The organism is Shewanella sp. Sh95, from assembly GCF_001308045.1.
GTDB lineage: Bacteria > Pseudomonadota > Gammaproteobacteria > Enterobacterales > Shewanellaceae > Shewanella > Shewanella xiamenensis.
In genome coordinates this window covers 30516-54267 of record NZ_LGYY01000186.1, presented here as the reverse complement: position 1 = coordinate 54267, position 23752 = coordinate 30516, and the positions used below count along the sequence as shown (strand labels likewise).

Below are 23752 nucleotides of genomic sequence, written 5' to 3'. Positions count from 1 at the left end.
GTTTATCCAAGGATAGTTGAGAGTAAGTAAATGACTAAAATAGCGAAATCATTAGGACTCTTTGCCTTAGTGTGTAGTGCTGCTGTGCAGGCACAGGTTTCCCATGTCAGCATCAACAATCGGATGTTTGAATTGGGCGCCTATCCCAAAATGCGCGTGAATGTGATCAGTGATAATCAGGATATGACGCGGCTTGAGTTTGTGTTGCATCAGTCCAGCGGTGAAGAAAAGCTGATGGCTGAGCAGCTTAATCGTTTTTTGATATTGCTGACGGGCGTTGAGGATGTCACTGATCCTAAGGCACGCTTGTTAGTTCGTGAATATCGAGTCGATCGCTGGTATGAAGTGAAAAATCTGCCGCTGTTTGATAATACTTCCTCTGCGACGTCTTCAGTATCGCAAGCAAAAATAGCTGTTGTTAAATCAAGCAAAGCAGCCAAAGCCGAAACTAGTCAGTTGGCGGCAAGCTCTGCTAAAAGTGACAAAACCACAGTTAAATCAACTAAGGTTGTGCAAGAGGTGAATTTAGTCACCGCTGAAGCAGATGTTGCGCCCGTTATTGTGGCGGCTGTGACGGCAAACGTTGCTGCGCCCCGCGCTTCTGGATTTACCTTCCCAGAGGATAAGCCTGACGCGAAAGCATCCTCAGCTTCGAGTTTGTCTACAGAACCTTCTATCGCTAAGCCATCGACCGAACCATCTGCTGCCCAAGTCTCATCTGCAAACGCAGATATGGCAAAAGCTGATAAGAGTATAAATGGGATTGATGTGTCTGAAGCTAAGACAGCCGAAGTGACTAAGATTGCTAGCTCGACAAATGCCAATGCAACAAGCTCGGGTGAGTGTATGTTGGATTATCACAACGAGACCCTATGGCGGATTGCCAATCGCTATGCCCTTGAGTGGCAAGTCAGTGTATATGGTGCGATGTTGGCGATTCATGACGCTAATCCTAAAGCATTTGCTAAAAATCGTATCAATGCCTTAAAGAAAGATGCCATTTTAACTTGTCCATCGGCTGAGATACTCGCGCGTTATCCCAATGCACAGGGCGCTAAGGCGAGTTTCGAAGATAGGGAAGCCGGCCAATAAAAGCTGAGACAGATGGGCAGTAAACAAGTGGATTATCGTTAAAATGCTCAGATAATCTACTTGTATCCGCTTAGGTGATACTGTAATATCCTGCGCCCTAACATATCCGTTATTAACTGCATGTGGTGTCCGACTTCGGGTTGGAAGAGCGACATGGCCTTACTTTTGAGGTAACCCCAATGAAACCAGGTATCCACCCAGAATATGCAGTAATCACTGCAAACTGTACTTGTGGCAACGTAATCAAAGTAAACTCTACTGCTGGTAAAGACCTGCATTTAGACGTTTGTGGTGCATGTCACCCATTCTACACAGGTACACAAAAAATTGTTGATACCGGCGGTCGTATCGACAAGTTCAACAAGCGTTTTGGTATGCTTGGCAAGAAATAATTGCGTTAGCAATATTTCTCTCGAAGGCGCCTCTGGCGCCTTTTTGCTTTTTGTCGTTAGCTGGCACGTAATCGCTACTTTTTAGCCTTTCTGGTCCGACTTCAATTAAAAAAACACCACTATCACTTTCTTCCTGTTGAAATTGCGCAAAATCGACTTATTTATAGTAATTAACGATAAGATAATGCTAGTTAGTGTCTTTATTGTAATTTAGTCAACATTTTTTAGGTTTGACTACAGTTTTGCCCTTGTTTTATTGCATATTTTCGTTTGTTTTCTACAAAATTAAACAGGTAATCATCCGTTATCGACTAAGATAAGTTTGTAAAACTTAGCTTAGGGCGACAATTCAGCCGTAAAGGCGAAATTTCTCAAGATCTTATTTAAAATGTGACCTAATTGGCGTATCTTACCCCGACCTGCCACACTGTTTAAATCACCCATAAATGAGGTGATCTTGAGTCGGTCGGCCTTACTTCCATACTTATAAATGTCGCATTTCAGGATGTTAAAATGTCAGATATTCGTCAACAAGCACTCGATTATCATGAATTCCCCGTTCCCGGTAAAACTGCAGTATGCCTCACTAAACCTGCTGAAACGAGCCATGACCTCGCGCTAGCCTATAGCCCGGGTGTGGCTGAACCAGTACGTGAAATTGCCGCTAATCCTGAAAATGCCTATCGTTATACCAACAAAGGTAACACTGTTGCCGTTATTTCTAACGGTACGGCGATTCTGGGCCTAGGCAACTTAGGTCCATTGGCTTCAAAGCCAGTTATGGAAGGTAAGGCACTATTATTCAAACACTTTGCTAATATCGACTCGACCGATATTGAAGTAACGCATAACACTGCTGAAGAGTTTATTAATACAGTTGCTGCCATTGCTGGCACCTTTGGTGGGATTAACCTCGAAGACATCAAAGCGCCTGAATGCTTTGTTATCGAGCGCGAATTGATTGAGCGTTGTAATGTGCCAGTGTTTCACGATGACCAGCATGGCACAGCCATTGTTACCGCAGCTGGCATGATTAACGCTTTAGAGATTCAAGGTAAACTGATTAGCGATGCCACTTTTGTGTGTATGGGTGCTGGTGCGGCTGCCATTGCCTGTATGACCATGTTAGTGAAGTGTGGTGCTAACCGCGCCAACATTTACATGCTTGACACCAAAGGCGTGATCCATGCGGGTCGTACTGATCTGAATGAATACAAAGCCTTGTTTGCGAATGAGACTGACAAGCGTACTTTGCAAGATGTGATTAAAGGCGCTGACGTTTTCTTAGGGCTATCCGGCCCAAATGTGATTGGTGCTGAAGAAGTGGCCATGATGGCGGATAAGCCAGTGATTTTTGCCTGCTCAAACCCAGACCCTGAAATAAAACCTGAACTTGCCCACGCAACGCGCAGCGATTTAATTATGGGCACTGGTCGCAGCGATTATCCAAACCAAGTGAACAACGTACTGTGTTTTCCGTTTATTTTCCGCGGTGCATTAGATGTGCGTGCATCGTGCATTAACGATGAGATGAAGATTGCGGCTGTGCATGCCATTGCCGGATTAGCGAAAGAAGAAGTTCCAGCAAGTGTACTTAAAGCTTATCCAAAGGTAAGTTCATTAAGTTTTGGTCCTGAATATGTGTTACCAAAACCGATGGATCCACGTTTATTGCCGCGCGTGGCCCGCGCCGTGGCGCAAGCGGCCATTGATTCGGGTGTTGCTGCAATAACGACTTTGCCCCAATATGCGGATTAAGCGACAAGAGAATTAATAGAAGAAGAGGCTAATTAGCCTCTTTTTTGTTTTAACGTTGGCTGAAATCTCTGCTATTGGCGCGATTTTCAATGTCTTTGAAAATAAATCCTAGGTTGCCTTTTAGCTTATGCTACTGAATAATCTTGAGTAGCATTTGTTTAACTCATGTTAAGAGTGCACCAATAATTATAATAATCCTGCAGGATAGCGGCTCGATGAAATTCACTCGAATGTTAACAACAAAACTAACCAGCTTCTGGTTAATGTCTTTAGCCGCTATTGCCTTCGTGTTTTTACTCAGCGCAATGATGAGTTTTGTACAATTAACCTATAAGTTTCAGCAGCAGAAAGTGTCTGAACTTGAATCCCTTCTAATAGAGCATTATCACTCCCAGCCCGATTGGGAGTTGGAGTCTTGGCTGCCTCCCATGTTGCTGGCGTATAACGCCGTTGAATTTCGTTTAACCATGAAGAGCGAAGTGCTTTTCGCCTATCACGGCAATGTGCAGACGCAAAATGCCATGGTGTATACCCATTTGCTCGATCCTCAGTCGGGTCTCACAATGGCTCTGAGCTTGCCACAACCTTTCGAACATTACAGTGTGAGTTGGTATGAGTTGCTTATCTTGGGCATTGGCTTACTAGCTGTGGTTGCTTTGGTACGTTTCGGGCATATATGGTTTTCGCAGCAGTTGGATGGTATCGAAGAGCTTGCTCAGCGCAGTCGATTAATTTTACAAGGTAAGCATGAACAAGCGCTGGCAACCCCTGGTAATGGTAAGCCAAGGCTAATCAATAGAGCCTTAACCAAACTGCTTGAGGAATTGCAGGATGCCCATAAGGAACGAGGTCGTTTCGATAAGTTTATTCGCTCCAATACCTTTTTAGATGCGCAAACCCGTATTGGTAATCGGCTGTTTTTAAATAACCGTCTCGATGCCATGAGCCATGACCAAGGTATGGTCGCTCATGGGGTGATTTATCTGTTAGAAATGGATGATCTCGATTTGATACAGCAGGCAAAGGGTGAAGCTGCTGTTAAAGAGTTACTCCATGCGACGGTCAATAGTATTAACTCTATCTTGCAAACCTTGCCGAACAGTATTTTTGCGCGGCGTAGCCACAATCAATTTGCGATAGTTGTGCCCCATGTTTCTTTGATTGAGGCAGATCAGCTCGCCAGTAAGTTACTTAAAGTCTGCTTGAGTCAAACCTTGCCCGATGATGTGGACAATAGAGATAACTTTTACCACTTGGGCTGTGCTTATTTTACCGCCGGGGATAATGTTAATCAGCTGCTTGATGAGGCCGATATGGCGTTACGTGCTGCTCAATTACAAGGTAATAGTAATTGGTTTATGTACGATAAGGGCGCGATTGATGAGGAGTTTGCCAAAGGTTCAGTGCGTTGGCGCAGCTTCTTAGAGAATGCCTTAGTTCAGCGGCGTTTTTATCCCTTTAGTCAGCCCATTATGGATTTAGATGGGAGAGAGCACCATAAAGAGATCTTTACCCGGGCGCGGGATAATCAAGGGACATTAGTGCGGGCGACGTTGTTTATCCCCATGGCAAACAAATGTGGTTTGATGCCACAAATTGAACGGCAGATGATTGAGCGTGTATTGGGGTTGCTCGGCCAAGAGCAGCATAAAGATCAAATCTATAGTGTGAATCTTAGCTTAGATAGTTTGATGAGCCGGGCCTTTACCCAGTGGCTTAAAACGACCTTACTTGAGCATCGCCATCTGACACCTCAACTGATTTTTGAGGTGTCAGAGGATATAGTGATCCAGCATCAAGACAAGCTTCAGCCTAAACTCGATATGATCCGTAAGATGGGAGCTCGTCTGTGTGTCGACCATGTTGGACAACAGGTTGTTGGCACTTACTATATCCGAGAGTGCCATTTCGACATGATTAAACTGCACCGTTCTATCGTACGTCATATTCATTTACGCCCTGAAAATCAATTGTTTATTCGTAGTTTAATCGGTGGTTTGTACCGTACTGAAGTGCAAGTGTGTGCGGAGGGGGTTGAAGTGTTTGAAGAATGGCAAACTTTGCAAATTCTCGGGGTGGGGATGGCCCAGGGCATGTATTTTAGCGATCCAGCAGAGGTGTTATAAGTCGTATTGTTTTCCCCGAGTGATGTGATCCTCGTGGAAGAATAGGGCTGGGTTGTTGAATTTCTCTATAAAATTCACAGATTAGCGGATAAACTAGCCTGTGCCAAAATTATGACGCTGGATATGACGAATTTCGCATTCTAAATGCTGTGAGCTTATCTCCGTCTGGTGTTGTAGAAATAGCGCAATTCGCTGGCTTATCACTCAAGCTTAACTTTATCGGAAGACAGGCATTTTTATGGATAAAGGACTTTTTGCTCGGTTGGCCTTTTGGCGAGCCAAACAGACGGGGGTTGCACTGGGGGTGTATGTCTGTGCTGATAAGCTGTGGGTCTATGCACCTGCCACCGAACGTCAGCATGAGCAGTGGGTTTCTTTTGAATTACAACAAGATCAATGGCAAAGTGTCTTTGCTGAACTTGCCAGCACTTTCCCCCATGCCGCTTTACAGATCACTCTTAGTAGTGGTCGCTATCAATTGCTCGTCGCCGATAAACCGAATGTCGATAGTGAAGAATTATCTCAAGCTTTGATTTGGTCTATAAAAGATATGGTCAATATTCCTGTGCCGCAAATTCACTTGGATTATTTTGAGCCCCCTTTGCCAAGCAATAAACTCAATGTTGTTGTGGTCGATAAAGACAAATTGATCAATATGGTTCAAGCCATCAGTGAGCAAGGCTTGACTATTTTAGGGATTAGCATCGAAGAACTCGCGATGACCAACCTGTTTATGGATGATAATCAGGCAAGATTGGTCGTTAGCCATCATTCTGGGCAGGAGTTGTTACTGACGGTGGTAAAACAGGGGCTGTTATATATGCAGCGCCGTGTACGCGGTTTTAGCCAATTAGATAAGGCTGAAGTGGATGAACTAAACTATGGATTGGCAGATAACTTAAGCCTAGAAATTCAAAGATCTATGGATTATTTTGAGAGTCAACTGCGCCAGCCTCCTGTTAACTCCATTGAGTTATTTGCCGACGGTGCGATCGATGCCTTAGCGAAGTTGGTGTCAGCCAACTTTAATCAAGCTGTAAACGTGGTTAATAAGACCTCCGTTGGCGCGAAAATGGCGGGATTGGCCTTTAGTGAGCTTTCACGAGGTGACGAGTGATAAAATCGAGAGTCAACCTATATTCTGCCGCCCTATTGCCGCCAAAGCAGAGCTTAACCTTCGCTAAATTAATCAGTTATACCGTAGGCTTGTTAGTTGTCTGCGGTGCAGTTGCCGGTTTTAGCTATTGGACATTAAATGAGTCTGTGCAGGCGCTAAGCCAAGCGTCAGCGCAAAAACAGCAATTTGACCAGCAAAAGGCGGAGTTTGAAGCACAAATCGCCGCCCGTAAACCCGATCCTGAGTTAGTTGCGCGCGTCGAGTTAGAGTCACAGCAGCTCGAGCTAAAGCAATTATTAATGAATGAGCTGGCACTGCGTTCCTCCCTCACCAGCCGAGGTTTTGCACCTGTATTGAAGGATTTGGCTATGGTGGCCGATGCGAGTGTTTGGCTTAACCATATTGTGATTAACGAGCAGCACTTTATGTTTGAAGGATTTGCTGATCATCCACAGAGTATCCCGCTTTGGGTGAGTAAGCTAAAAGCGACCCAGACCTTAAAAGGGCAGGCTTTTTCGTCTATGACTATGGATCGCGGTGAGGATAAACCGCTGGCTTTCACGCTGACGAGTGAGACCCCAGAGGAGCAGGCGCGATGAAAGCCCAATTTGAACAATTAGCGCAAAAGTTTGATGCTCTCAGCCAACGCGAGCGTGGGCTAATCGCCATTGCCTTGTTAGCACTGATCGCTATGTTGGCTTATATGCCTATTGAGTCGCTTTGGAAACAACAGTATTCGACGGCGCAGCAGTTAAAGGTCATAGAGCAAGAAAATCAGGTTTCGGTGCAACAGATTGATTTATACCAGCAGCGATTAGCGCTAGATCCCAATCAGGACTATCGCCAGCGTTTAACCTTGCTACAGCAACAAAATCAACAGCTTGATACTCAGCTTAACGAGCAGATGGTCGATATGGTGCCCGCCGATTATATGCCTGAACTATTGGGTAATCTGCTTGGGCAGGTTCAGGGAATTACCTTACTGAAGTTTACCTCTGTAGCGCCCGTACCACTGCTTGCGGTGGGTGAAGAGAAAAAGTTGAATTTGTATAGCCATGGGATCCGCATGAGCTTAGAAGGTGATTATTTCTCGGTATTGCGTTTTGTTGAAGCAGTAGAAGCCATGCCCGACAAACTTTACTGGAAACGCCTCGACTATAAAGTGGCTGATTACCCCAAAGGGAAAATCGATATCGAGCTTTATACTTTGAGTATTAATAAGGACTTTATCAGTGTTGCTCAATAAGCCTTATATTTTCATCGCATTACTGGTGATTTCGGCACAAGTGTCGGCTGAAAACTTACGGGACCCTACTTTGCCCGGTAAAGGCTATTCGGCTGTAGGCGCTGCGAGTCAAAATCAGCATCAAGCCTTAGTGCTCAACAGTATTGTCAGCTCAGGCAACACGGCTTACGCCGTGATTAATAATAAAATTGTGTCCGTAGGTGATAGCATCCAAGGGGTCAAAGTCGTGCGTATTACCCCCTCGTCAGTATCACTTTCTGACGGACGGAAATTAGCATTATTTCAAGCAATAACAGAGAGATAGGGAATAAGACTCAGATGACCGCCATTAAATACTTCACACCTTTACTCTCACTTTGCCTTATGGCTTGCCAAACTACAGATAGACCGCAGCCGATGGCATCAAAAGAGGCTCTTTCTGCGTCGATGCAGGCCGCGAAGCAGTCAACGCCACCTCCGCCAGCCGTTATGCCAGACGCGGTGCAGCGTGAACTGAATACTAATACCTTAATGGGCAGTTTAGCTGCGCCCATGGAAACCGAACGTCGTATCGATGTTTCTGCCCATGATGTCGATGCGAGGGTATTTTTCCCTAGCCTCGTTCAGGGCACCCCCTTTAGTGTGGCGGTGCATCCCGATGTGCAGGGCACGATTTCATTGTCGCTAAAAGGCGTGACATTGAGCGAAGCCATTCAAGTGGTTGAAGATATTTATGGCTATGAAGTCAGCCGTGAAGGACGTATTTTGCGAGTATTCCCTGCGGGGATGCGAACTGAGACTTTCCCATTAAATTACTTATACATGGAGCGCGATGGTCTATCGCTGACCTCTGTGAGTTCGGGCCGGATCTCCGACAATAACAACTCGAATAACAATAACTCCAATAATAATAATTCGAACAACGGCAATTTTGGCAATAACAGCAACAATAATAATTCGAACAACGGTAATTACGGCAACAATAACAGCAGTGATAGCACCAACGGCACCTTTATTCGCTCGCGCACTAAGACCGATTTTTGGGGCGAATTGAAAGAAACCTTGAGCGCCATTATTGGTGACACTGGCGGTGGTCGTCAGGTGGTGGTGACGCCACAGGCGGGATTAGTGACGATTCGTGCTTATCCTAATGAGCTGCGCCAAGTACGTGCCTTTTTAAATTCCGCCGAAAGTCATTTGCAACGCCAAGTGATCCTCGAAGCGAAAATCCTTGAAGTCACTTTGTCTGATGGTTATCAGCAAGGTATTCAATGGGATAACGTATTGGGTCACGTAGGTAATACCAATATCAATTTTGGCACCTCTGCGGGCGCAGGCTTGAGCGATAAAATTACCGCTTCCCTCGGTGGCGTGACGTCCTTAAGCATTAAAGGCTCGGATTTCAATACCATGATTAGCCTGCTCGACACCCAAGGCGATGTGGATGTGTTGTCCAGCCCAAGGGTGACGGCATCGAACAACCAAAAGGCGGTGATTAAAGTCGGTACCGACGAGTACTTCGTCACCGACGTGTCATCGACCACAGTAGCGGGCACTACGCCTGTGACCACGCCTCAGGTAGAGTTAACGCCGTTCTTCTCGGGCATCGCATTGGATGTGACGCCACAAATCGACAAAGACGGTAATGTGTTACTGCATGTGCATCCTTCGGTTATCGATGTTAAAGAGCAAACCAAGGATATTAAGGTCAGCAGCGAATCCTTAGAACTGCCGCTGGCACAGAGCGAGATCCGCGAATCCGATACCGTTATCCGCGCGGCCTCTGGCGACGTGGTGGTGATCGGTGGTTTGATGAAGAGCGAAAATACCGAAGTGGTTTCTCAGGTGCCGCTGCTCGGTGATATTCCGCTCGTCGGCGAATTGTTTAAAAACCGCAGCAAGCAGAAGAAGAAAACCGAGTTGATTATCATGTTAAAGCCGACCGTAGTAGGCAATGATACTTGGAAAAACGAGTTAGAGCGTTCTAAGACCTTACTCGACCGTTGGTATCCAGAAAATAAGTAAGCTTTCATGTATTTGAAGCACTTTGGACTCAGCCAAACGCCATTTTCGTTAACACCTAATACCGGATTTTTTTTCGGGTTATCCCCGCACGTAGAGGCGCTGCAAGTATTGCAGACCGCCCTACAAACCGGGGAAGGTTTTATCAAAGTCACCGGCGAAGTGGGCACGGGCAAAACCTTAATCTGCCGTAAGTTGATTAATGAGCTGCCGCAGGGCTTCCATTGTGCGTATCTTCCTAATCCTTATCTCACCCCCGCCGAGCTGCGCTGGGCGGTGGCTAATGAGCTTGGGTTAAAGTACACCAGCGAAATCGATCAGCAGCAACTCACCGGACTTATCCAGCAACAATTACTCGCCCTGAGCGCCCATGGTCACGCCATTGTATTAGTGCTGGACGAAGCGCAGGCTTTACCCGATGAGAGCCTCGAAGCGCTGCGACTGTTTACCAATCTTGAAACCGAGAGCCGTAAGTTGTTGCAAGTGGTGCTCTTTGGTCAGCCCGAGTTGGATGAGCGATTAAAGCGTCAAGCCTTTAGACAATTACGGCAGCGCATTACCTTTAGCTACAGTCTGCGGCCGCTAACCTGGGATGAAACCGATGCCTACATTCGTTATCGCTTAGCGGTGGCAGGCTATGCGGGACTGGCGTTATTCAGCCCTAAACTGACCCGTAAAATTGCCGAGGCATCACGTGGTATTCCAAGATTAATCAACATATTAGCCCATAAGGCCCTGATGCTCAGTTTTGGCGAAGGCGCAACGCAAGTGCGTATGGCCCACATCAAGGGCGCGATACAAGATACCGAAGATGCCAGTCGCGGCTTACAAAGGTGGCCAGCGTATATGGCGATCGCACTGATAGCATGTGCCGCGGCAATTGTGGCATTACTGCTCTCTGGCGTTAACCTGCAACAGTTGTGGGGAGGCGCCGCATGAGTGTGATCAACAAGATGCTGCAGGATCTCGATAAGCGCCAGCAGGGGCATTCCCTCAGTAATGTCGCAGTGCATCAGGCGCAGTATTTAGGGCGCCCCAATCCATCGCGCAAATGGTTAGTCATCAGTTTAGTGTCGCTGCTGGTGGGCGGCTTATCGGTATATGCTTTTCAGGCGAGTTACGGTGTAAAGAGCGTCGCGGATGACAGTGTAAATCCTGTAGCGAGTGCGCAAACTCAGCCGGATAATGCCAGCCCACAGACTGATACGAGTCCTCTGGAAACAGAAACGATTACACCAAATCAGCCAACAGCAGAGATGGCGCAAGTGCGTCCGTCGTCGACAGAGGCTCCTGCAAAGAATATATCTGCGTCAGCAGAATCTGCCCCAAGTGTGGCTCAATCTCCCCGTGTAAATACGGCGCCCGTGGAGCCAAGTAGTGAACCGACAACCGAATCAGTTGCGGCAAACACCTCAAGCGATACGCCTAGCAAGACGGGATTAACCCAAGAGTCGGTGCAGGTCCAAAGTGAGTCACAACTGGTTACTGCTAAAACAAATCAAGTAGACGTTACCGCAAGCCAGAGCGAAGTAAAAACAACTCAAACAGAGGGCAAGGCGAGTGAGCCAGTCGTGCCTGCTGCGACTCAATCTTCGAGCAAAGCTTCGGTTCAAGCTTCAAGCCAAGCTCAATCAACTGGGCAAATGGCGATTCGAGAAGTGAAGTTGTCCCCAAGCCAACTCGCGCAAAAGCAGTTAGTGTTGGCGGCAGATGCTGAAAAGCAGGGGCAGTTGGTTAAGGCGATGGATTACTACGCTAAGGCACTCAAGCTTGACCCGAGCTTGCACGAGTCGCGCAAACAACTGGCGGCGCTGCACTATGGTCAAGGGGAGCTGACTCAAGCGGCCGAAGTGTTAGCGCAGGGAATATTACTTTATCCGCAAGAGTTTGAATTTGCTTTGCTATTGGCAAGGGTGCAACATGCTATGGGCGAGACAGATCTGGCTCTTACTAGCCTTGCTCAAATTCCCGATAGCTATCCTTTAGCTCGACAAAAGTGGTTAGCGCAAACGGATTTGGCTCAAAAACAAGGGCAATATTCGTTAGTTGAACAGGCTTACCGTAAGTTATTACAGCAGGAGCCGCAGCAGGGGAAATGGTGGATGGGATTAGCCTATGCCCTCGATTCTCAGCAGCAATTCGGCCCCGCCAGTCAGGCCTATCGCACCGCCTTAAGTTATTCAGGCCTGTCGAGCCAAGCCACGGCTTTTATTGAACAACGTTTACAACAACTAGGAGATAGCCAATGAAACCCAGATTAAAGATGCGTTTGGGCGATCTGTTAGTTCAAGAATCGATTATTACCGAAGAGCAGTTACAGCAAGCCTTGGGTGAGCAGCGCAAGACAGGGCATAAGCTCGGCCGCACCCTGATTGAACTGCGCTCCATTACCGAAACCCAACTGCTGCAATTTTTGTCGCAGCAGCTCAATTTGCCACTGCTAGATATCAGCAAACGCCCCATCCCTGCCGAAGTGGTGAGCCTTATCCCCGAGGTGCAAGCACGGCGTTTCCGCGCTCTTGCGGTGGAAGATAGGGGTGATACGGTATTAGTGGCCATGAGCGATCCGGCGGATTTGCAGGCGCTCGACCATTTAGAAATTTTAATCGCACCGAAAAAGCTCAGTGTTGCGGTCGCGCCCGAGCAGCAATTACTGCAAGCCTTCGATAACCTGTATCGTCGCACCGACCAAATCGCGCAAATCGCCGGTAAGCTCGAAGAGGAATATGCCGCAGATCAAATGTTTGATCTGGCGAGCCTGACCTCGAGCGATAGCGATAATGAAACTACCGTCGTTAAGCTGCTGCAGTCGATTTTTGAAGACGCGGTGCAAATGCGTGCCTCGGATATTCATATTGAGCCTGGCGAAAAAGCGCTGCGGATCCGCCAACGTATCGACGGCCAGTTACACGAGACCATTCTAAACGAAGTCAACATTGCTTCGGCCTTAGTTTTGCGCCTTAAGCTTATGGCTGGGCTGGATATTTCTGAAAAACGTCTGCCGCAAGATGGGCGTTTCCATATGGAAATTAAGGGCCACAAGATTGACGTGCGTATGTCGACCATGCCGATCTACCACGGCGAATCTGTGGTGATGCGTCTACTCGACCAATCTGCAGGCTTGTTGACCTTAAATGAGACGGGGATGCCGCCGCATATTTTGGCGCGTATCCGTAAGCAGATTAAACGCCCCCACGGCATGTTGCTGGTGACAGGACCTACGGGTAGCGGTAAAACCACTACCTTGTATGGCATCTTAAGTGAGCTGAATACTGCGGATCGCAAAATCATCACGGTAGAAGATCCGGTCGAATATCAATTGCCAAGGATTAACCAAGTTCAAGTTAACCATAAGATTGGGCTCGATTTTTCGAACGTGCTGCGCACTACTTTGCGTCAAGACCCGGACATTATCATGGTCGGTGAGATGCGTGACCAAGAAACCGTGGAGATTGGTCTTAGGGGCGCACTTACGGGTCACTTTGTGTTATCCACATTGCACACTAACGATGCGGTGACCAGCGCGCTACGTTTGCTCGATATGGGCGCTGCTAGTTACTTAGTGGCGAGTGCGTTAAGGGTGATTATTGCCCAGCGCTTAGTGCGCCGCGTGTGCCATAACTGTGGGGTGGAATATCAGCCTACGGCGCAGGAAAAAGCCTGGCTGAATAGTGTGAGTCGTCAGGATTTTTCATCGGCCAAGTTCCGCATTGGCACTGGCTGCCAAAGCTGTAACGGCAGTGGTTATCGCGGCCGTATCGGTATTTTTGAGATCCTCGAGTTGGATGAAAAGATGATCGATGCGATGCGTACCGGTAATCCACAGGATTTTGCCCGTGCAGCCCTGCAAAGCCCGAATTTTACTCCGCTTGCCGAGTCAGCACTGCAATATTTGAGCGAGGGCATGACGACCATTGAAGAGGTGGCTAAGCTAGTTGAGGATGTGAGTGAATCGCAGGTGCCACTCTCACGGGATATTATCAGTCAGCAAGGCGTTGAGGCGTAATTATGCCGGTTTATCAATACCGTGGACGCAGTGGACAAGGTCAGGCCGTAACAGGTCAGCTCGATGCTGCCTCCGAGGGGGCGGCGGCCGATATGCTGTTAGCGCGCGGCATTATTCCCTTGGAGGTTAAAGCGGCAAAGGTGACTAAGTCATTTTCACTGACACAGCTCTTTGGCAGTAAAGTCGGTTTAGATGAATTGCAAATTTTTACCCGGCAAATGTATTCCCTTACGCGTTCGGGGATCCCGATTTTGCGGGCTATTGCCGGTTTATCTGAAACCGCGCATTCCCAACGTATGAAGGATGCGTTGAATGATATTTCAGAGCAGTTAACGGCGGGGCGCCCGTTGTCATCGGCCATGAATCAACATCCAGATGTATTTGATTCTCTGTTTGTTTCTATGGTTCATGTGGGCGAAAACACCGGTAAGTTAGAGGATGCTTTTATTCAGCTCTCGGGTTATATCGAGCGTGAGCAGGAAACCCGCCGCCGGATTAAGGCTGCGATGCGTTATCCCATATTTGTATTGATTGCCATCGCGCTAGCCATGGTGATTTTAAACATCATGGTGATCCCCAAATTTGCCGAGATGTTTGCTCGCTTTGGTGCCGACCTGCCTTGGGCGACTAAGGTGTTAATCGGTACATCAAATCTGTTTGTCAACTACTGGCCCCTGATGCTGGTAATACTGCTCGGGACCATTATTGGCATCCGCTACTGGCATCATACGGAAAAAGGCGAGAAACAGTGGGATCAGTGGAAGTTACACATTCCCGCCGTGGGTTCGATTATTGAGCGCTCGACCCTCTCCCGTTATTGCCGCAGTTTTTCGATGATGTTGAGCGCGGGAGTGCCGATGACGCAGGCACTCAGTCTAGTGGCCGATGCGGTGGATAATGCCTATATGCACGACAAAATTGTCGGGATGCGCCGTGGCATAGAGTCAGGCGAATCTATGCTGAGGGTGTCTAACCAGAGCAAATTGTTTACGCCACTGGTGTTGCAAATGGTCGCCGTCGGTGAAGAAACCGGACAAATTGACCAACTATTAAACGATGCCGCCGATTTTTACGAAGGTGAGGTCGACTACGATCTTAAAAATCTTACGGCTAAGTTAGAGCCGATTTTGATCGGGATCGTAGCTGTGATTGTATTGATTTTAGCGCTGGGTATTTACCTGCCCATGTGGGACATGCTCAACGTGGTTAAAGGCGGGAAGTAATGCCGAGTCGAGAATTTAACTCATTTAGGATCAAATAGATGCAGAGCCAGCAGAAGGCTGAAAGCGATCTATTACGTGTGTATGGTCGGCTCGTTAGCTTGACCTTGATCTTGGCTATTCTCGCGGTAATTGGCGTTAAATATTTTGCCTCTATGCCACAACTTGCTGCCCGCAGTGTGGAGCTCGAACATACGCGCTTCTTAAATGTGTTGGCTATGGTGCGCTCCCAGTGGCTATCCCTTGGCAAACCACAACAAATGCGACTAGATTGGGAAGTGTTTAACGAGCAAAGTACAAATAGCGAGCAAACGTTTGTGGTGATGGGCGTACAGGGCTGGCCGCAGCCTAGCCAATTTGATGACCAAGGTTGCCAAGCACTCTGGCAGCAATTAATGGGTCAGGAGCCGGGGAGCGAATCCCTTACAGGCTCGTATTTTGCTAAGGATAATAGCTGCCGTTTTCGGTCACAAAATGGCGATAGTATCGGCTATCAACTAAATTCTGGCAGGGTCATTTTTTTGACGTCTTCCTAAAATATTGTTAAGTAACGGGCTTTTTTAAACTGATTTAGCTGTTAGAATGGACTTTCATCAAGATAGGGAGAGACTAATGAAAACTAAGCAAAATGGTTTTTCATTGATTGAACTGGTCATAGTGATCGTAATTTTGGGGTTGCTTGCGGCAACAGCTATCCCACGTTTTTTAAACGTCACCGATGATGCTGAAGATGCTAGTGTGGACGGTGTGGCCGGTGGTTTATCCACAGCCGTAAGTTTTGTGCGTTCACAATGGGAAGTCGATGGTCGCCAAAATAGCAGTGTGATCTTAGATGGTACTTCAGTATCTTTAGACCCACGTTTTGGTTATCCAACGGGTACCTCTGGTACCGATGCAACGGCGATGACGGATGCGAGCTGTCAGCAGGTATTCAATACGGTATTACAAAGTGCGCCACGTAATGTGCTCTATTCGCAAGATGCGCGAAATCAACGTTATACAGTACGTGTAATTGATGGTGCGGGTGGCAGTACTAATTCAATTGCGGGTACAGCCGTGAGTGGTTTGGATTTATGTGTTTATCATCAAGTAGCCTCACTGGTGTTAAACCAAAATACAGGTGTGCCAACTCCGGCACCAGATTTATCAACCACTGGCGCTAAAGGCGTGGTTTATAATCCGGGTACAGGCAAAGTATTAAGTTTCACTCAAACACCATTTACGCCTTAATTATTCAGGCGTGAATTTTACGTATTTAGAATTGTTATTAAATAGGTAGTTAATGATGAAAAGACAACAAGGTTTTACCTTAATTGAGTTAGTCGTAGTTATTATTATTTTAGGTATTCTTGCTGTCACAGCAGCACCTAAGTTTATTAATCTTCAATCAGATGCGCGTAAATCGACAGTTGAGGGTGTGAAAGCTGCTTTACAAGGGGCTAATACTTTGATTTATTCAAAGGCTGCTCTTGCAGGTAAAGAAAAAGCCGCTGCTCAGACTGTAACTATTGCAACTGGCGTTGATGTTACGACTGATTATGGATACCTCAACAGTGCTACTAGTTCTGCTGTTGTGAAAACTAACCTAGAAAATGCTTTGGATATGAAGTTTGATGCCTTAGCAACTGATACGGTTGGTGCAGTGAATGACTTTGGTGTTGTGTATAAAAGTGCGACATCTTTCATTATTGTTCCTAAGGGAAAGAAAGACACTGAAGATTGCCGTTTGGAATATACACCTGCAACGAATACTCAATTACCTGTTTATAAGGTTGTAGCTACAGCGTGTTAACGGAGTTTTAAAGAATGAAAAAGCAAAGTGGTTTTACATTAATCGAATTAGTGGTTGTAATTATTATTTTAGGTATTTTAGCTGTTACTGCAGCACCTAAGTTTATTAATTTGCAAGGTGATGCGCGAGTGTCTGCGCTGAATGGTCTGAAGGCTTCGATCCAAGGAGCGAATACTTTAGTCTATTCAAAAGCAGCGCTTGCAGGTTTAGAGAAAGGAACAAACCAATCTGTTGTTTTAAGCGGAGATGCTACAGCTACGCCTAGTACTGCTGTATTAGTTACTACCGACTATGGTTATATGAGAGCTTCTCTAAATAACTTTAAAAATTCATTGGATATTACTATCAGCGAAGGTACAACACCGACTGGTGCTACAACTGATTGGGTCGTAGATACTACAACTACATCAGGTAAAGCTAAGTTCTGGCAGGCAGGTGCGCCAGCAACGTGTTTTATTGAATATACACCTGCTACAGCAACAGCAGCTCCAACATTTACTGCAACACCAGCAGCTTCGGCTTGTTAATTTTAGTTATACGTAAAGGCCTGCCTAGCAGGCCTTTTTTTTAGGCCAACAATCTATTAGTTTATTGGTTATAATAAATTGAATTTGCTCATTATTTCTTTTGTTTAGGCGAAATATTTGCCTTACGAATCAAGTTGGCAGAAACTGAACCTAGAACCTAGAACCTAGAACCTAGAACCTAGAACCTAGAACCTAGAACCTAGAACCTAGAACCTAGAACCTAGAACCTAGAACCTAGAACCTAGAACCTAGAACCTAGAACCTAGAACCTAGAACCTAACATCACGGCAAAGCGGACAATGCGAAGATTTTCCAGCGGCAGACAGTTTGGGTTTACCTTAGTCGAACTTGTGACCACTATTATCCTGATTGGGATTTTGTCGGTGACGGTATTGCCGCGCTTATTTAGCCAGTCATCCTACAGCGCCTTTAGCCTGCGCAATGAATTTATGGCCGAGCTGCGCCAAGTTCAGCAAAAAGCCTTGAATAATACCGATAGATGTTACCGCGTAGTCGTTTCAGCGACAGGCTATCAAGTGAGTCAGTTTGCCAGTCGCGATAGCACTGGTTGTACGGGCACGCCTTTATCTCCTAACCCTTTATCCAGCCAAGCTTTTCAAGGTGGTGCGCAGTTAGTGCTTATCAGCAACAATGCCAAGAGCTTTTATCTTGATTTTGATATCAATGGTCGAGCGTCGCTTGCTTGTAATGGGCCGTGTATCAATGTGATTGCCAATGACACTGTGGCGATTAATATCTCCAGCGAGGGCTATATTTATGCGAATTAATCCTCGATTGCTGGAGAGCAGAATAATAACGCCATTCTTAAAATCCAAACCACAACAAGGATTTACTTTAATCGAATTAGTGGTCGGCATGTTAGTCATTGCCATCGCTATTGTGATGCTCAGTAGCATGTTATTTCCGCAGGCGGATCGCGCGGCCAAGACTTTACACCGAGTAAAAAGTGCCGAACTTGCTCATTCGGTAATGAATGAGATTTGGGGCAAACGTTATGATCAAAATACCAATGCCAATGGCGGAGTGCCGGCTTGCGGGAGTCCATTAGGCAGTAGTTGCTCGGCCAACTTGGGGCCCGAAGCGGGAGAGGGACGCAACGATTTTAACGATGTGGATGACTATCACGGCTTAACTCAAAACGCCACTATGCTCAATTCCAGCCAAACTTATGCAGAGGTGTATCCGAACTATCAATTAAGTGTCTCTGTCGCCTATGGTTCTGCACCCAATACCAAGTTAGTGACCATTAATGTGACTACCCCAGATAACGAAGTGATCACTTACAATCTGGTGAGGAGCAATTACTAATGGGCGCTTTATCCGCAAAGCGCATAGCGCGCTCCTCACGGGGTTTTACCTTGGTCGAAATGGTCACTGTGATCCTTATCTTAGGCATTCTGGTGGTGGGTGTAAGTAGCTTTATTATTTTCGGCACGCGGATTTTTGTGGAGTCAAGCTCGGTCGATCAAGTGCTAAGCCAGAGTCGTTTCGCCATCGAGCGTATGACTCGCGAGCTGCGCAGCGCCGTGCCTAACAGTGTGCGGCTCAATGGTAATAGCTTAACCTATCAGTGCGTTGAATTCGTCCCTATTGAGGCGAGTACTACTTATTTGTCGATGCCAATTGCGCCGAGTGCTGCCACCCTCACAGGAACTGTGATTTTAGATAATCTGAACAGTAAGATCGCGACGAACCAATATGCATGGATTTATCCCTTAACCGATAGCGATGTGTATAACAGCGCGAGACAAAAACGCGCGCAGATAAACAGCATTAGCAGCGCCGCAAACCAAGTGACTTTAACCTTTACTGCCAATGCGAGATTTGCCGAAGCCTCTCCGCGTCAACGGATCTATTTTGCTTCGGCACCTGTGAGTTATTGCTTTGAAAAAGCGTCATCGACTAATGAGTTAAGCTTAAAGCGTTATACTGGCTATGGTTTGAATGCCAGCCAGCCAACACCTGCGGATATGAGTTCGGGTGTGCTAATGGCACAGAATGTGGCTAATGTGTTGAGTAATAACGCCGATTTACCGCTGATCTTAACACCATCCAGTCTAGTCAATAATGCGATGGTGCATCTACAACCACGATTTAATGTCAACGGCGAGACATTTCAATATCGACATCAAGTGCAGGTGATTAATGTCCCTTAACTTAGTTAGCCTATCGCGCTCAAAGTATTGTCAGTCTTCGGCTCGGCGCCAAGATGGTAGCGCCTTAGTCATCGGTATTTTTGTCATTACCGTGATGTTTTTATTGGCCGCCGCCTTAATCAATATTGTTGAAGATGCAGATAGCGGATTAACCCAAGAGGTGTGGGGGACCCGTGCATTAGCCGCAGCAAACAGCGGTGCCGATGCCGCATTAGCGCAATTATTCCCATTAAACGCCCCCGCTAATGCGACGGCGACATGTACCAGTGTTGCAAACTCTTGGACGCCACCCAATGTGGTGGGGTTTCATGCCTGTAGCGTGAATTTAAGTTGTGCATCCTATTCCGTCGGTACTGTCACTCAGTTTCGGATTAATAGTAAAGCGGTGTGTGAGAGTGGGGATACCCGAGTGAGCCGCCAAGTAGAGGTAGAAGCCCGTGGCAACTAAGCTATCAAAAATGATATTTAACAAAATAATAGCCAAATTCCCATTAATTCTTTTGCCCATAATCATGGCATTCACATCCCATCTGGTGAAAGCTGATTGGACTACAACCTTTATAGAAGGTGTAAACAATTACAGTAGAAATGGTTCAATTACCTTCAATAGCTCTTATTTATATAATGCACCTGATAATGCGCTCATTTGGTATAGCTATTTACCAACATATAACTATATTCAAGGTGGATACAACCTTGATACTTTATGCTTGACGACTAATAACTCCTATCGTTGGTGCCGAGCAGGAAATTATATTGCCAGTTTACCTTCTAATCGTATTGATTTCTCTCAATGTTCGTCTTCAAGTGCTGTAAATGTCGGCCCTCCAACATGGAATAATACAAAAATTGATATCGTTGAAGGTGAATATAATCGTATTTTACTGGAGGGCGGTTCTGATAAGACAATTCGTTTTGTTAGTGAAGGTGGCATATATAAAATGAAGTCCCTTACAGCTACTTCGGGTCGGATCGAACTGGCTGCAGGGCAATATTGGATTGAAACTTTATCTATTAATGACGGTGTAACTCTGGTCTTTCCATCAACTGGTACTGTGTCATTTTTTATTAAGAATAACTATAGACATTACAACTTAAACACCATTGGCCAGGCTGAAAAATTTCTCATTTATAGCTATTCAAATTTCACTCTCAATGGAGGGGCATCTCTTAAATCCTATGTTGTTGCAGAAGGAAATGCGGTGCTAGACGGTAGTTCTTATTTGGAAGGAGCTATTACTGCAAGAAATATAAGTTTAGGTGGCAACAGTAGTATTAAATTTGATGATAATGCTGCAAAGATTGATGTTGTTCCAAATTGTAATCCTGCGCCCGTTTTAGAGTGCTTTAACGATAACTTCTCTCAGAGTGCCTTAAGTAACGACTGGGTAGTATCCCGTAGTAGTGGTACTTTTACCCCTGCTATTGTCAGTGGTCGTATGCGCTTAACCGAGGCAAAATCCAATCAATCCACGGCCTCGACCTATCAAAGATTATTCCCCGCGGCCAATAACTTAGTTGAGATCCAGTTTGATCACTATGCCTATGGCGGTAGTGGTGCCGACGGTATCGCGTTGGTGTTATCAGATGCGGCCATCACTCCCCAGCCTGGTGCCTTTGGTGGTCCCTTAGGTTATGGATTCAAGCCCGGTATTAGCGGATTTGCGGGGGGCTGGCTAGGTATCGGGATCGATGAGTTTGGCAACTTTTCCGGTGAAGGCGGGAGCATAAATCTTTCGGGACAACGGCGTCAGTCAGTTGCTGTTCGCGGTTCTGGTTCAGGCACATCCGGTTACCGTTATTTGCGTGGGACTTGTAATAATGGCACGACCAATACCAGTGGTAACTGTTTATCTCCCACGGTCGATGGCAACAATGTGTCACCAGCACATAGATATAAAATCACTATCGACTCGCAGGTATCCGGTCAGTCGATGGTGAAGATTGAACGTAATACGGGTTCGGGATTTGTCACCTTAATTCCCGCTTTTAATGCCATCGCGCAAACGGGACAAGCGGCAACACCGAGTGATTTCTTACTCTCGCTTACAGGGTCAACCGGTGGCTCGAATAACAACCATGAAATTGATAACGTTCAGATTTGTGCGTTGAAATCTAATCCTATTGGCGCGCAAATCGATCATTTTGAGTTTGACCATACGGGTCAGGGGTTAACCTGTAATCCCGAAACTGTGACAATTCGAGCCTGTGCAAACGCCAGTTGTAGCCAGCTTTTTACTGACCCTTTGACGGCGACCTTGCTACCTGAATCCTCCTCCGAAGGCGTATGGATTGGTGGTAATCAGGTGAGCTTTAGTGGGGGTACTACGCAATTACAATTACGGCGCAATACTGCTGGCATTGTGACTTTAGGTGTAAAAGGTTCGAGCCCGACAACCAAACCTTTAAGTAAAACCCTTTGCCGTATCGGAAATGGTGGCCTGAGTGAAAACAACTGTTCACTCACCTTTGCCGACAGTGGTTTTGTCTTCGATGTGCCTGATAAGCGTGCGAATCGCCCCGAGCAGGTAGTAGTTAAGGCTGTGAAAAAATCTGATGTGACTCAGCAGTGTGTTCCAAGCTTCCAAAGTCAGACTAAGACGCTGAATTTCTGGAGCAGTTATCAGACCCCAAGTGCGCCCATCTCGCCGAAAGCCGTCACGATCAACAATACGGCAATTAGTAGCTCGAGCGCCTCGCCAACGGCGCTGAGTCTGTTATTTGATACGAACGGACAAGCAAATATTTCGGTGAATTATCCCGATGCGGGTAAATTACAGCTCGATGCGCAATATATTGGTAGTGGTAATGAACAAGGTCTAGTCATGACAGGCTCCGATCAGTTTGTCAGTGTGCCGGCAGGATTATGTGTCAAACCCGTGGATGCCAGTGCCAGCTGCCCAAGTGCGGATATGAGCTGTAGTGCTTACCGTAAAGCGGGGCAGAATTTCGGTATGACACTACAAGCCATGGCATGGGAAAAAGATGGCGATACGGATTTTTGTTCGGGCAACTTATCGACACCTAACTTTAGCGACCAAGCCATGAAGCTTGTCAGTAAAGTTGTTGCGCCTAGTATCGCCAGTGGTGGCCATGATGGGGTGTTAGGCGTCACTTCCTATAGCCATACCGCGCAAACTAATAATCTCAACACCATCAGTAATCAAAGTATTAGCGAAGTTGGCGTATTTCAAATTACGGCGCAGGCGAGTCCTAATTATCTTGGCTCAGCCAGCAGTTTGAATATTCCGATTGGCTATTCAGCCAATATTGGTCGCTTTGTGCCCGATAGATTTTTAGTGGGAGACGTTTCTGTCTTACCTGCCTGTGGCAGTTTTAGTTATATGGATCAACCTTTTCCCATGTCAATGAGCATCAAAGCCTTGAATATCGGCGGCGCGGTGACACAAAACTATTTCCCACCATTTTCCCTTGCGACCGCGAAATTGGTCGGAGAAAACAATAACAATGGTGTCGATTTACAGAGTCGCTTAAGTGCCTTGCCTGTAAAGGTTGATAGTTGGAGTCAGGGTGTGGCGACGGTGGATGGCGCTTATCGAGCAACCTTTAGTCGAATAACGCCAAATCTTGCTGCCAATCTGTATCAGGATGGCCCGTTCGAACTGCTTGATATTGGCGTGCAATTGCTGGACAACGACCCAAGACCAAATGGGGTATACAGCTATGTGGCTTTACCGGATATGGATGCAGCAACCACGGGTAATTGCACTAACTGTAATGCCAAGAAAATCTCCACACAGATCCTGCGCCACGGCAGGGTGGTGATGGACAATACCTATGGCCCAGAGACTGAAATCCTTAAAATGCCGACAAGAGCTGAGTATTGGAATGGCACTAGTTGGGTAATAAATGGAAATGATAGCTGCACGATTGCCACCTATGGCCTAGGGTCGCAGGTGGATAATGCAGGCCTTGGCTACAACTTTGATCCCGATTTAGCCACGGGGCAGAGTATTACTCGCACTGGCGCATCTTCAGCATTTCAAGCGGGGCAATTTGATTTGCTGTGGCGAGCCCTCACCTCTAGTGGCAACTTATATCGCGGTCAAGTGACCGCGCCTTTAGATGTACCAACCTGGTTAGAATGGTATTGGAACTGGAATGGGGTCTCTCCAACTAGCTTAGCCGAACCCCGTGCGAGTGCATTTTTTGGGCGTTACCGAGGTCATGACAGAATCATCTACTGGCGAGAAGTTAATTAGTGGGGTAGATCGATTTTGCTGAATTGGAATTAGTCCGTAGTGATTTATCGTTATGCGATGCGTTTTGTCGCATGA

The 23752-nt window shown here is 46.6% G+C and carries 22 protein-coding genes; all 22 read left to right on the top strand.

The window, feature by feature from the left end; translation table 11 throughout:
- Window positions 1–30: 30 nt before the first annotated feature.
- The 22 genes from AEA42_RS13925 (at window position 31) to AEA42_RS13820 (ending at window position 23677) form a co-directional block, all read left to right on the top strand.
- Window positions 31–1092 carry a FimV/HubP family polar landmark protein gene (locus tag AEA42_RS13925; protein WP_055648043.1) on the top strand — a complete coding sequence of 354 codons (1062 nt, stop codon included), beginning with the start codon at window positions 31–33 and terminating at the stop codon, window positions 1090–1092.
- A gap of 179 nt (window positions 1093–1271) precedes the next feature.
- A complete protein-coding gene (gene rpmE, locus AEA42_RS13920) occupies window positions 1272–1484 on the top strand; it encodes a 50S ribosomal protein L31 (RefSeq protein WP_037422397.1) in 213 nt (70 codons plus the stop codon).
- Between the two features lie 513 nt (window positions 1485–1997).
- Entirely contained in the window at window positions 1998–3242 is a 1245-nt protein-coding gene (locus AEA42_RS13915; protein WP_037422400.1) for a malic enzyme-like NAD(P)-binding protein, read from the top strand.
- Between the two features lie 215 nt (window positions 3243–3457).
- Window positions 3458–5368, top strand: coding sequence for an RNase E specificity factor CsrD (gene csrD, locus AEA42_RS13910; protein ID WP_055648042.1), 1911 nt, complete (start codon window positions 3458–3460; stop codon window positions 5366–5368).
- Window positions 5369–5606: 238 nt separating this feature from the next.
- Window positions 5607–6485: a hypothetical protein gene (locus AEA42_RS13905; protein ID WP_055648041.1), complete on the top strand. Its 879-nt coding sequence runs from the start codon at window positions 5607–5609 to the stop codon at window positions 6483–6485.
- A complete protein-coding gene (locus tag AEA42_RS13900; RefSeq protein ID WP_037422409.1) occupies window positions 6482–7084 on the top strand; it encodes a PilN domain-containing protein in 603 nt (200 codons plus the stop codon). The genes AEA42_RS13905 and AEA42_RS13900 overlap by 4 nt, the downstream gene beginning before the upstream one ends.
- Window positions 7081–7731, top strand: coding sequence for a hypothetical protein (locus AEA42_RS13895; RefSeq protein ID WP_055648040.1), 651 nt, complete (start codon window positions 7081–7083; stop codon window positions 7729–7731). Before AEA42_RS13900 ends, AEA42_RS13895 begins: the two co-directional genes overlap by 4 nt.
- The gene (locus AEA42_RS13890) at window positions 7718–8035 is read left to right on the top strand and encodes an MSHA biogenesis protein MshK (RefSeq protein WP_055648039.1); all 318 of its coding nucleotides are present in this window, start codon (window positions 7718–7720) and stop codon (window positions 8033–8035) included. Before AEA42_RS13895 ends, AEA42_RS13890 begins: the two co-directional genes overlap by 14 nt.
- Before the next feature lie 14 nt (window positions 8036–8049).
- Window positions 8050–9735: a pilus (MSHA type) biogenesis protein MshL gene (mshL, locus tag AEA42_RS13885; protein ID WP_055648038.1), complete on the top strand. Its 1686-nt coding sequence runs from the start codon at window positions 8050–8052 to the stop codon at window positions 9733–9735.
- 6 nt (window positions 9736–9741) lie between these two features.
- Window positions 9742–10671 (top strand): AAA family ATPase, encoded by a 930-nt coding sequence (locus AEA42_RS13880; RefSeq protein WP_055648037.1) that lies wholly within the window; start codon window positions 9742–9744, stop codon window positions 10669–10671.
- A complete protein-coding gene (locus AEA42_RS13875) occupies window positions 10668–11981 on the top strand; it encodes a tetratricopeptide repeat protein (protein WP_055648036.1) in 1314 nt (437 codons plus the stop codon). Before AEA42_RS13880 ends, AEA42_RS13875 begins: the two co-directional genes overlap by 4 nt.
- Window positions 11978–13738, top strand: coding sequence for a GspE/PulE family protein (locus AEA42_RS13870; RefSeq protein ID WP_055648035.1), 1761 nt, complete (start codon window positions 11978–11980; stop codon window positions 13736–13738). Before AEA42_RS13875 ends, AEA42_RS13870 begins: the two co-directional genes overlap by 4 nt.
- Before the next feature lie 2 nt (window positions 13739–13740).
- Window positions 13741–14961: a type II secretion system F family protein gene (locus AEA42_RS13865; RefSeq protein ID WP_055648034.1), complete on the top strand. Its 1221-nt coding sequence runs from the start codon at window positions 13741–13743 to the stop codon at window positions 14959–14961.
- Window positions 14962–14999: 38 nt separating this feature from the next.
- On the top strand, window positions 15000–15494 hold the full coding sequence (locus AEA42_RS13860) for a hypothetical protein (RefSeq protein WP_055648033.1): 495 nt from the start codon (window positions 15000–15002) through the stop codon (window positions 15492–15494).
- Window positions 15495–15570: 76 nt separating this feature from the next.
- Window positions 15571–16188, top strand: a complete 618-nt coding sequence (locus AEA42_RS13855; protein WP_023266932.1) for a prepilin-type N-terminal cleavage/methylation domain-containing protein — start codon at window positions 15571–15573, stop codon at window positions 16186–16188.
- Window positions 16189–16243: 55 nt separating this feature from the next.
- Window positions 16244–16750, top strand: a complete 507-nt coding sequence (locus tag AEA42_RS13850; RefSeq protein ID WP_055648032.1) for a type II secretion system protein — start codon at window positions 16244–16246, stop codon at window positions 16748–16750.
- A gap of 14 nt (window positions 16751–16764) precedes the next feature.
- Window positions 16765–17277, top strand: coding sequence for a type II secretion system protein (locus AEA42_RS13845; protein ID WP_023266934.1), 513 nt, complete (start codon window positions 16765–16767; stop codon window positions 17275–17277).
- A gap of 299 nt (window positions 17278–17576) precedes the next feature.
- Complete coding sequence (locus AEA42_RS13840; RefSeq protein ID WP_023267791.1) at window positions 17577–18065, top strand: prepilin-type N-terminal cleavage/methylation domain-containing protein; 489 nt, start codon at window positions 17577–17579, stop codon at window positions 18063–18065.
- Window positions 18055–18606, top strand: coding sequence for a type II secretion system protein (locus tag AEA42_RS13835; RefSeq protein WP_055648031.1), 552 nt, complete (start codon window positions 18055–18057; stop codon window positions 18604–18606). Before AEA42_RS13840 ends, AEA42_RS13835 begins: the two co-directional genes overlap by 11 nt.
- Window positions 18606–19454 carry a type II secretion system protein gene (locus AEA42_RS13830; RefSeq protein ID WP_055648030.1) on the top strand — a complete coding sequence of 283 codons (849 nt, stop codon included), beginning with the start codon at window positions 18606–18608 and terminating at the stop codon, window positions 19452–19454. The genes AEA42_RS13835 and AEA42_RS13830 overlap by 1 nt, the downstream gene beginning before the upstream one ends.
- Entirely contained in the window at window positions 19444–19902 is a 459-nt protein-coding gene (locus AEA42_RS13825) for a hypothetical protein (RefSeq protein WP_055648029.1), read from the top strand. Before AEA42_RS13830 ends, AEA42_RS13825 begins: the two co-directional genes overlap by 11 nt.
- A 10-nt stretch (window positions 19903–19912) precedes the next feature.
- Window positions 19913–23677: a DUF6701 domain-containing protein gene (locus tag AEA42_RS13820; RefSeq protein ID WP_082389654.1), complete on the top strand. Its 3765-nt coding sequence runs from the start codon at window positions 19913–19915 to the stop codon at window positions 23675–23677.
- Window positions 23678–23752 lie beyond the last annotated feature (75 nt).